Origin of the sequence: Mesorhizobium sp. CA6 (genome assembly GCF_020165035.1) — a bacterium.
Lineage (GTDB): Bacteria > Pseudomonadota > Alphaproteobacteria > Rhizobiales > Rhizobiaceae > Mesorhizobium.
In genome coordinates, this window is record NZ_JAIUHI010000008.1 from 270932 (window position 1) to 279797 (window position 8866).

Here is an 8866-nt window from a genome sequence, read left to right on the forward strand (position 1 = left end):
GCTTAAGGCTTTGAGCGAGCAAAGGGAATCACCCCTGCCCTCGGACCAGCCAAAGCCCGCAACCGTCCACAACGAAAAGCCGGCGCGGCCTTTCGGCGGCGCCGGCTTTGATAGGCTTGATTTAATCAGCGCGATACGAAGCAGTTGCCGCCGGCCGCCTTGTAGCTGGTGCAAAGGCTGATCGCATCGTTGCGCGACTGGGCCGCAACGCGGACGCGGTAGAAGGTACCCTTGCCCGCGACCTCGGCCTTGACGATGTTGGCCGTGCGGCCGGACAGCACGCCGCCATAGCGGCGCTGCAGGTCCTGATAGGTCGACTGCGCGCTTTCGACCGTCGGCTGCGATGCGATCTGCATCGACCACGAGCCGCCGCCGGCGGCCGCCGCCGGATCGATCGAAGCGACCTGGTCCGGCTTGACCTCGCCGACGATATCGACCGGCTGGTCGGACGGACGCGCCGGCGCCACCGGCGCCACTGCCGGCGTGTTGGCCGACTGCGCCTTGGCTTCAGTCTTCTTCGCGGGTTTCACCGGCTTGACGGCCGGCGCATCGGCCTGGTCCGTAACGGCCTGGCCCGCGTCGGAAGCCACGGTTCCCGTCTGCTGGCCGTCGGAGGCCGGCGCGACATGTTGCGGCGCCGGATCGCTCGGTTCGGCCGCGGCGACCTTCGGCGCAGCGGCTGGAGCCGGGTCCTCGCGCGGCACCAGCGAGCCGTCGGGTTTCACCATCATCGTCTTCACCTTGCGCGGCGCGACGGCGACGACATCGTTGTTGGCGGTGTTCTCGGCATCCTGCTGCAGCACCTGGGCGATGCGGTCTTCCGACTTCGGCGCCGGTGCCGCCGGCTGCGCGCTTGCCGGCGCGGTAGGCTGCGCGCTTGCGGGCGCGGCAGGTTGCGTGCTTGCGGGCACAGCCGCTTGCTCGACGCCGGGCAATGCTGTGCCTGGATCGCCGGCGGCGTCAGTGCCGGCCGCGGCGCCATTGTCGTTGGGCGAAAGGTCGACCACACGGCTCTGCGGCGGTTCCTTCGATGCCAGGTCCACAGGCTGCTCGGTGGTGTTCACCAGCTTCTGCTGCACCGGCTCGGCCGGCTTGGCCGCGCCGCCGCCCTTGGCGACCGCGTCGTAAACCTTGTTGTCCTGGTTCGGCACCACCGTGCCGCCCGGATTTTCCGGCTTCACCTTGATCGGCGAATTGTCGGCCTTGACGATCACCGGGGCCGCGCTGCCGCCTTTGCCGCCGAAGGAGAAGGCCAGCGCGCCAAGGCCGCCGAAAACCACCACTGCGCCGACAAGCGCCGCGATCATCACGCCGCGCCTGCGCGGCTGCGCCGACGAGCGCTCGGCAAGCCCGGGGATCGCCATCGCTTCTTCGAGCTCGGGATCATAGTCGAGTTCATCGGCGGCGAATTCGTCCGCCTGCGAAACCGGCCGGCTGCCGGGCAAATCATCGGCATCGTAATCATTCGCGGCGGCAAGCGCAGCCGGGGTCACCGGAGCCGCCGGAGCCTCGGCACGCAAGTCGCGACGATCATAGCCATTGAAGCCGGCATTATAGGATTCGTCGTCATAGCTGCGGCTCTGTGTCGGCGCCGACGCGATCTCCGTCGCGTTCATGTCGGTGAGCAAGCTGGCGAATTCCGCATCGAGATCGTCATATGCGGGTGCCGCCGGCTGGTCCTCTTCGAAGCTGAGCTCCGGAATGTCGAGGTCGTCCGCGAGCGCGACCACGCGCTCCGGCACGTCGACCGTCTCGACGTCGGGCATGTCATCATGCTCGCGGGCTTGCGGCACGGGCGCCTGCGCCGGCTTGGCGTAGGCGGAATAATCCGTAGCCAGTTCGCTGCGGTAGGCCGGCGCCGCCACCTGCATTGGCGCTGAAGGCGCGGTCATCTGCACCGGCGCCGAGGCTGCCGGCTGCGCAGCAAACGAAGCCTGCACCGGCGGAGCGGCGGTCGGGGTCGAGCGACTCCACGACCTTGCCGGCTCGGCGTTCGTCGAATGCAGCCAATCGGACGAATTTGCCTTCGCCCGGGCGGCCTCCTGCTCGGCCTCGATACTCCGGGCGAAAGCGGCGCCGAATTCGTCGTCATCAAAATCGACCGCGGGCTCTGCCTTGGCCGAGGTTGCGAAATCCTGGTGATCGAGCTCGCTGGCGAGCAGGTCGTCCAAGTCGCTTTCAACCGGCTGACCGCCCTGGCCGCTCTGCGACGGCTGCTGCTCGTCAAGATTCCAGTCGAGATCGTCGGTCTCGGTCTTCTCGCTTTCGTAGCTCGCAGGTTGCGCAACCAGCCGGGGCGCGGGAGCAGGCTCCCTGACAGCCGGCATCGGCCGCGCGGTCATGGCGCCAAGCAGCGCATTGAGCTCGTCTTCCAGGCTGCGCTCGCTGGCGGCCGGCTTCACGGGTTCAACGGCGGCGCTCGGCGGAACCGGAGCGGCGACGACGGGAGCCGCCTCGGCGACGGTCGGCTGCAACGCGGCAACGGGCTCGACGGCCGGAGCTTGCGGCTCCTCGTTCAACGCATCGCGAAAGCTCAACTCGAAATCGTCATCGAGGGTCAGCGCGGCGGCAGGTTCGGGCGCGGCCAGCTCCGGCTCGGCGGCGGCCGTCTCGGCCGGCGCCTCGACAGCCGGCGCAGGCTCGTCGTCAAGCGACGGCTCAGGCTCCCCAAGATCCTGGCCGAGATCCATATCCTGGCCGAGATTGATATCGACATCGGTCATCGCCTGATCGAAATGACCGGCAAAATCATCCTCGGAAATCAGCGGGGCGGCTGCGTGAGCTTCGACCGGCTCGGCGGCCTGCGCATGCTGCTCCGGCTCGTGGCTCTCAAACGACAGCTCGTCTTCGAGCGACATCTGGACCGCGTTGTCGAAATCGGCGTCGAACGCCGCCTCGCTCGCGGCCTGCATGGCCTCGACGGCGTCCTGACGCGCGTCAGCCGGCTCTTGATCGTCGAGGTTGGCGAGCTCTTGATCGTCGAGGTTGGCAGGCTCGTGATGGTCGAGCTGGAAATCCTGGTCCAGCGAAGCCGCCATTTCCCGGTCGATCGCAAGATCATCTTCGACCGGCGAGACATCGAGCGAACTGGCGACGGCCTTGTCGAAATCGTCGTCGAAAGCGACTTCCGGCTCGGAAGCTTCTTCTGGCACCGGCGCGAAATGCGCCTCAGATGCAAAATGCGCCTCTGGCGCGACTTCCGGTTCGGGCGCCGCCTGCGGCTGCGGCGCAAAATCCGGCTCCGGCGCACGGGCCACGGCGAAGTCGGCATAATCCGCCGCGTCGTCGAATACGAAATCCTGCTCGAAGGAAGCGGTAAGCTCGTCGTCATTCGCGGCGGCGCTGGCAGCCTCGAAGGCCGGCTCTTTGCTGATCTGATGCAGTGCAGCCTGCTGAGCGACCGGCGCGCTTTCCTCGACGGAGTCGAACTCGCCCATCAACTCCTTCTCGAGGTCGATGTCGAAATCGTCAGCCTCCACGGCCTGATTGGCCTTCTCGGCCGCGGGGGCCGGCTGCCGCACCGGCTGGCGCGGATCGAAACCCATGATCCGGGTCAGTTCAGCGAACGGATCATCGTCGGCGATGTCGTTGTGGTCGGCTACTTTCAGCGGGGTTCTGTCTGCCATTATTGTTCCCGAACTCGCACACAGTCGGACGCCATGGACGTCGCGCAGGGTTGGCCCTTACCAGCGCAATGTGGGCAAAAGGTGACAGGTTTTTTAGTTAAACCTAACGCATTTCGATGGGCGCGTCTGCCCCGATAAGCGTCAAGCCGGAAGTCAAAACATCCGAAACAGCCTGCACCAGCCCTAGTCTGGCATAAGTTGATTCTCGGTCGTTAACCTTAACAAAACGTAAGTCCTGGTTGTCGTTGCCGCGATTCCACTGTGCATGGAAGCCGGAAGCCAGATCGTAGAGGTAGAATGCCAGCCGGTGCGGCTCCAGCGAAAGCGCCGCGGATTCGATCAGCCGGGGATATTCGGCCAGCTTCCGGATCAGCGCGATCTCGCCCTCGTCGGCCAGCGCAGCCACCGAGGCCGCTAGCCGGTTGCGATCGAAGTTCGCCTCGCCGAGCTGCTCGCTCGCCTGCCTGAAAACGGAATGGCAGCGCGCCGAGGCATACTGCACGTAGAACACCGGATTGTCCTTCGACTGCTCGGTGACCTTGGCGAAGTCGAAATCGAGCGGCGCGTCGTTCTTGCGGTAAAGCATCATGAAGCGGATCGGGTCGCGGCCGACCTCTTCCACGACCTCGCGCAGCGTGATGAAATCGCCGGACCGTTTCGACATGCGGACAGGCTCGCCGTCCCGGAACAGTTTTACGAGCTGGCAAAGCAGCACGGTGAGCTTGACGGCATCGCCGGCAACCGCGCGCGCCAGCGCTTCGAGCCGCTTGACGTAGCCGCCATGGTCGGCGCCGAGCACATAGATCAGGTCGACGAAGCCGCGGTCGACCTTGTCCTTCAGGTACGCGACGTCGGCGGCGAAATAGGTGAACGAGCCGTCCGACTTGACCAGCGCCCGGTCCATGTCGTCGCCGACCGCGGTCGAGCGGAACAGCGTCTGCTCGCGGTCTTCCCAGTCGTCCGGCTTCTCGCCCTTGGGCGGCGGCAGCTTGCCTTTGTAGATGTGGCCCTTCAGCGTCAGGTCGGCGATCGCCGCCCGGATCTTCTTGGCGTTGTCGGCATGCAGCGTGCGCTCGGAGAAGAACACGTCGTGATGCACGTTGAGCAGCGCCAGATCCTCACGGATCATCGCCATCATCGCGTCGACGGTGCGGTCCTTGACGATCGCCAGCGCCTCCTCTTCCGGCATCTCCAGCAGGCCGAGTCCGAACTCCTCAGCCAGCGCCCGGCCGACGGGGATCAGGTAGTCGCCCGGATAAAGCCCGGGCGGTATCTCGCCGATGGCTTCGCCAAGCGCCTCGCGATACCGCAGCAACGCCGAGCGGCCGAGCACGTCGATCTGCGAGCCGGCGTCGTTGATGACGTATTCCTTGGTCACGTCGTAGCCGGCGAAGGCCATCAGATTGGCCAAAGCATCGCCGACCACGGCGCCGCGGCAGTGGCCAACATGCATGGGGCCGGTCGGGTTGGCCGAGACATATTCGACATTGGCCTTGCGGCCGCCGCCGACGGTCGAGCGGCCATAATTGCGCCCCTCGCCGAGCAACGCCGCCAGGTGCGTGTGCCAGAATGCGTCCTTCAGCCTGAGATTGACGAAGCCCGGCCCGGCGATCTCGGCCGAGGCAATATCAGCGTCGCCCCGCAGCGCTTCGGCCAGTTTCTCGGCAAGCGCGCGCGGGTTCTGTCCGGTGGGTTTGGCCAGCACCATCGCCGCATTGGTCGCGAGGTCGCCATGGCTGGCGTCACGCGGCGGCTCGACCGCGACACGCGACAGGTCGGGCGCGGCTCCATCCTTGTCTTTCAGGTCAAGGGCTTCGACGGCTTTTATGATCCGCGCGTTGAAATCGGCGAAGATATTCATCGGAAGTGCTCTGGGCTTTAAGAGGCGACCGGCTCGATGGCCGGCAAAATCGAGGCTCGCCCTAGCTCAAATCGGGCGTATGGTCAAACAGACGCCGATGTTCCTTGAGCGCATAGGTGTCGGTCATGCCGGCCAGGAAGTCGGCGACGCTGCGCGCCTTGATGCGGTCCTCGGCCCGGTCGAGCCCTTCGCGCCAGCCGTCGGGCATAGCGCGCGGATCGGCGAAATAGACGTCGAACAGCTCGCGCACGATCTGTTCGGCATCGGCCCGCACCCGCATAACCTCCGCATGCCGGTAGAGATGCTTGTAGAGAAAGGCCTTCAATTCCTTTTCGGCCGCCGCCATGCTGGCCGAGAAGGTCACCAGGGTCTCGCCGGCCGCTCGTACCGCATCGGCGCTGTCCGGCTTGAGCCGCTCGATATTGGCGATGGTCGATGCGATGACATCCTCGACCATCAGCGTGATCTGCCGGCGCATCAGCTCGTGGCCGGTGCGAACATCGTCGAGCTGAGGATATTTGGCACGCACGCTGTCCAGGATCGAGCCGGGCAGACCGACCTCTCCAAGCATATCCAGCGTCAGCAGGCCGGCGCGCAAGCCGTCGTCGATGTCATGGGCGTTGTAGGCAATGTCGTCGGCGATCGCCGCACACTGAGCCTCGATGCCGGCGAAGCGGTCGAGCTCGAGGTCGTGCAGCTCCGAATAGTCGCGGATCGCCTGCGGCACCGGGCCCTTGAGCCCCTTCCCGCTCGCGTCGGTCAGCGGGCCATTGTGCTTGACCAGCCCCTCCAGCGTTTCCCAGGTGAGGTTCAGCCCGTCGAATTCGGCATAGCGCCGCTCGAGCCGCGTCACGATACGCAGCGATTGGGCGTTGTGATCGAAGCCGCCCCAGGTCGCCATCTTCTCGTTGAGCGCGTCCTCGCCCGTATGGCCGAAGGGCGTATGGCCGAAATCATGCACCAGCGCCACGGCTTCGGCGAGATCCTCGTCGCCGCGCAATGCCCGTGCCAGCGCGCGGGCGATCTGCGCCACCTCGATCGAATGCGTCAGCCGCGTGCGGTAGTGATCGCCCTCATGCGCGACGAACACCTGCGTCTTGTGCTTCAGCCGGCGAAAGGCGGTGGAATGGATGATGCGGTCGCGGTCGCGTTGGAACGGTGTGCGGGTCGGGCTTTCCGGCTCGTCGAACAGGCGACCGCGCGAGCGCGCCGGATCGCTCGCATAGACGGCGCGCGGCCGGTCGCCGAACCCGATGTCGCCGAGAGCATCCTTGCCCTGCCGCTCGTCCATTGATCCACCAGTTGACTTGGCCCCGCCCGCTTCATACCTATCATGTGAAACCGAAAGCAAGGTGACGCCGATGGGCGCGGATGCCAAGACTGCCATGAAGGTCGAGATGACCGATGCCGCGGCGAAGCGGATCGCCAGGATTGTTTCCGGCGAACCGGGCAAGACGGCGCTGCGCGTTTCCGTCGAAGGCGGCGGCTGCTCCGGCTTTTCCTACAAATTCGATTTGGTAGGCGACCGCAACGATGACGATGTCGCCATCGAGAAGGACGGCGCAACCATCCTGATCGACGACCTGTCGCTGGTCTATATGGGCGGCTCGGTGATCGACTTCGTCGACGATCTGATGGGCCAGTCCTTCCAGATCAGGAACCCGAACGCGGTCGCCTCCTGCGGCTGCGGCACGAGCTTTTCCATATAGTCCGATGCCTGCCATCGGCGCGGTCCGTCAGGTCGCGCTCTCGGCTGGCCGCGATCTCGATGCGACGCTTGTTTTCTGGCGCGACGTGCTTGGTCTGAACGTGCACGCTCGCTACGACCCGCCCGGTATTGCCTTCATTATGGCCGGTGACGTGCGCCTCCTCTTCACTGACGGCGTTCCGGCCGGCACCGTCTATTTCGACATCGCCGGCCTCGAAGCCTTCCACGCCGAGGCGAAAGCCGCGGGCATTCCCTTCACCGCGCCGCCGACGCTCGTCCACCGCGACACCGAGGGGCGGTTCGGCCCGGCGGGGGAAAGCGAATGGATGGCCTTTCTAAAGGACCCCGCAGGCAATACGATCGGCCTCGTCGAACGCCTGCCGCCCGAAGAGCATTGAGGTCCTCATGAAGATCGTCACCTGGAACATCAACGGCGTTCGCGCCCGCATCGGCAACCTCACCCACTGGCTGACCGAAAGCGCGCCGGACATCGTGTGCCTGCAGGAGATCAAGACTGTCGACGACCAGTTCCCGCGCGCAGAGATCGAGGCGCTGGGCTACAATGTCGAGACCAACGGCCAGAAGAGTTTTAACGGCGTCGCTCTTCTGTCGAAGCTTCCCTTCGACGAGGTCAATCGCGGCCTGCCGGGCGACGATGCGGATGATCATGCCCGCTTCATCGAAGGCGTTTTTTCCACCGACCAGGGCGCCTTGCGCGTCGCTTCGCTCTATCTGCCGAACGGCAATCCGGTCGACGATGAACGGAAGTTTTCCTACAAGCTCGCCTGGATGGCGCGGCTGGAGCGTTGGGCGCAGGAGCGGCTGCGGCTCGAGGAAGCGCTGGTGCTGGCTGGCGACTACAACGTCATTCCCGAACCCGCCGATGCTCGGTTTCCCGAAAATTGGTTGGGCGACGCGCTGTTCCAGCCGCAGACGAGGCAAGCCTTCCGCCGGCTGAAGAATCTCGGCTTCACCGAAGCTGTGCGCGCCGTGACCGACTCGGCCGGCGTCTACACCTTCTGGGATTATCAGGCCGGCGCCTGGCAGAAGAACAACGGCATCCGCATCGACCACCTGCTGCTCTCGCCCGAAGCCGCCAACCGCTTCTCGTCGGCCTCGGTGGAAAAGCACGTCCGCGCCTGGGAAAAGCCGTCCGACCACGTGCCGGTCGCCATCGACCTCAGCCTGCAGCCCGCCTGAGACGTTGCCAGGCACCCTGACCCAGTATCGCCACAAATCCCGTCTTTGATGCGGCTTGCTGTGGGGGTTGAATGGCGATCCGATTTCTTTTCTGGCCAGCCGGCCTTGCCTTGGCGCTTGCCGCGCCGGCGCCGTTGCTGGCGGCGCCAACCTGTCTTGCCAACGGCAAATCCTTCAACGTCGGCGAGACAGCGTGCCTGACGCTGGCCGGCGAGAGTTACCTCGCCCGCTGCGACATGGTTCTCAACAACACGTCCTGGACCAGGATCAAGGACGAATGTCCGGGCGAAGCGCCAAAGCCGCACCCGACATCGCTTTCGACCCCGACGCCCGGCCAGACGCCGACGGAGCCGACCGAGAACTGAGGCCTCGTTGATCTCCCCACCATCCAGGTTACGCTATGCACACATCTTCTGTGACTGGCGCGACTGATCAGGCCGAGGCTTGATTGCCAGGTGGTTCCCCCAATCC

At 65.3% G+C, this 8866-nt stretch carries 7 protein-coding genes; 4 read left to right on the forward strand and 3 right to left on the reverse strand.

The features are described from left to right. Positions 1-125: 125 nt before the first annotated feature. The 3 genes from LB526_RS14900 to LB526_RS14910 all read right to left on the reverse strand — a co-directional run bounded on the left by LB526_RS14900 (position 126) and on the right by LB526_RS14910 (position 6778). Entirely contained in the window at positions 126-3626 is a 3501-nt protein-coding gene (locus LB526_RS14900; RefSeq protein WP_224628190.1) for an SPOR domain-containing protein, read from the reverse strand. A gap of 103 nt (positions 3627-3729) precedes the next feature. After that, positions 3730-5487: an arginine--tRNA ligase gene (gene argS / locus LB526_RS14905; protein WP_224628192.1), complete on the reverse strand. Its 1758-nt coding sequence runs from the start codon at positions 5485-5487 to the stop codon at positions 3730-3732. Between the two features lie 61 nt (positions 5488-5548). Beyond that, positions 5549-6778 carry a deoxyguanosinetriphosphate triphosphohydrolase gene (locus LB526_RS14910; RefSeq protein WP_224628194.1) on the reverse strand — a complete coding sequence of 410 codons (1230 nt, stop codon included), beginning with the start codon at positions 6776-6778 and terminating at the stop codon, positions 5549-5551. 70 nt (positions 6779-6848) lie between these two features. Between LB526_RS14910 and erpA the strand changes: the two genes are divergently transcribed. The 4 genes from erpA (at position 6849) to LB526_RS14930 (ending at position 8760) form a co-directional block, all read left to right on the forward strand. Then, a complete protein-coding gene (gene erpA, locus LB526_RS14915; protein ID WP_042644753.1) occupies positions 6849-7196 on the forward strand; it encodes an iron-sulfur cluster insertion protein ErpA in 348 nt (115 codons plus the stop codon). Between the two features lie 4 nt (positions 7197-7200). Continuing rightward, a complete protein-coding gene (locus LB526_RS14920) occupies positions 7201-7593 on the forward strand; it encodes a VOC family protein (protein WP_224628195.1) in 393 nt (130 codons plus the stop codon). Between the two features lie 7 nt (positions 7594-7600). Beyond that, on the forward strand, positions 7601-8395 hold the full coding sequence (gene xth, locus LB526_RS14925; RefSeq protein ID WP_095765010.1) for an exodeoxyribonuclease III: 795 nt from the start codon (positions 7601-7603) through the stop codon (positions 8393-8395). Positions 8396-8466: 71 nt separating this feature from the next. Further along, positions 8467-8760 carry a hypothetical protein gene (locus LB526_RS14930; RefSeq protein WP_095765009.1) on the forward strand — a complete coding sequence of 98 codons (294 nt, stop codon included), beginning with the start codon at positions 8467-8469 and terminating at the stop codon, positions 8758-8760. The last annotated feature ends 106 nt before the right edge of the window (positions 8761-8866 follow it).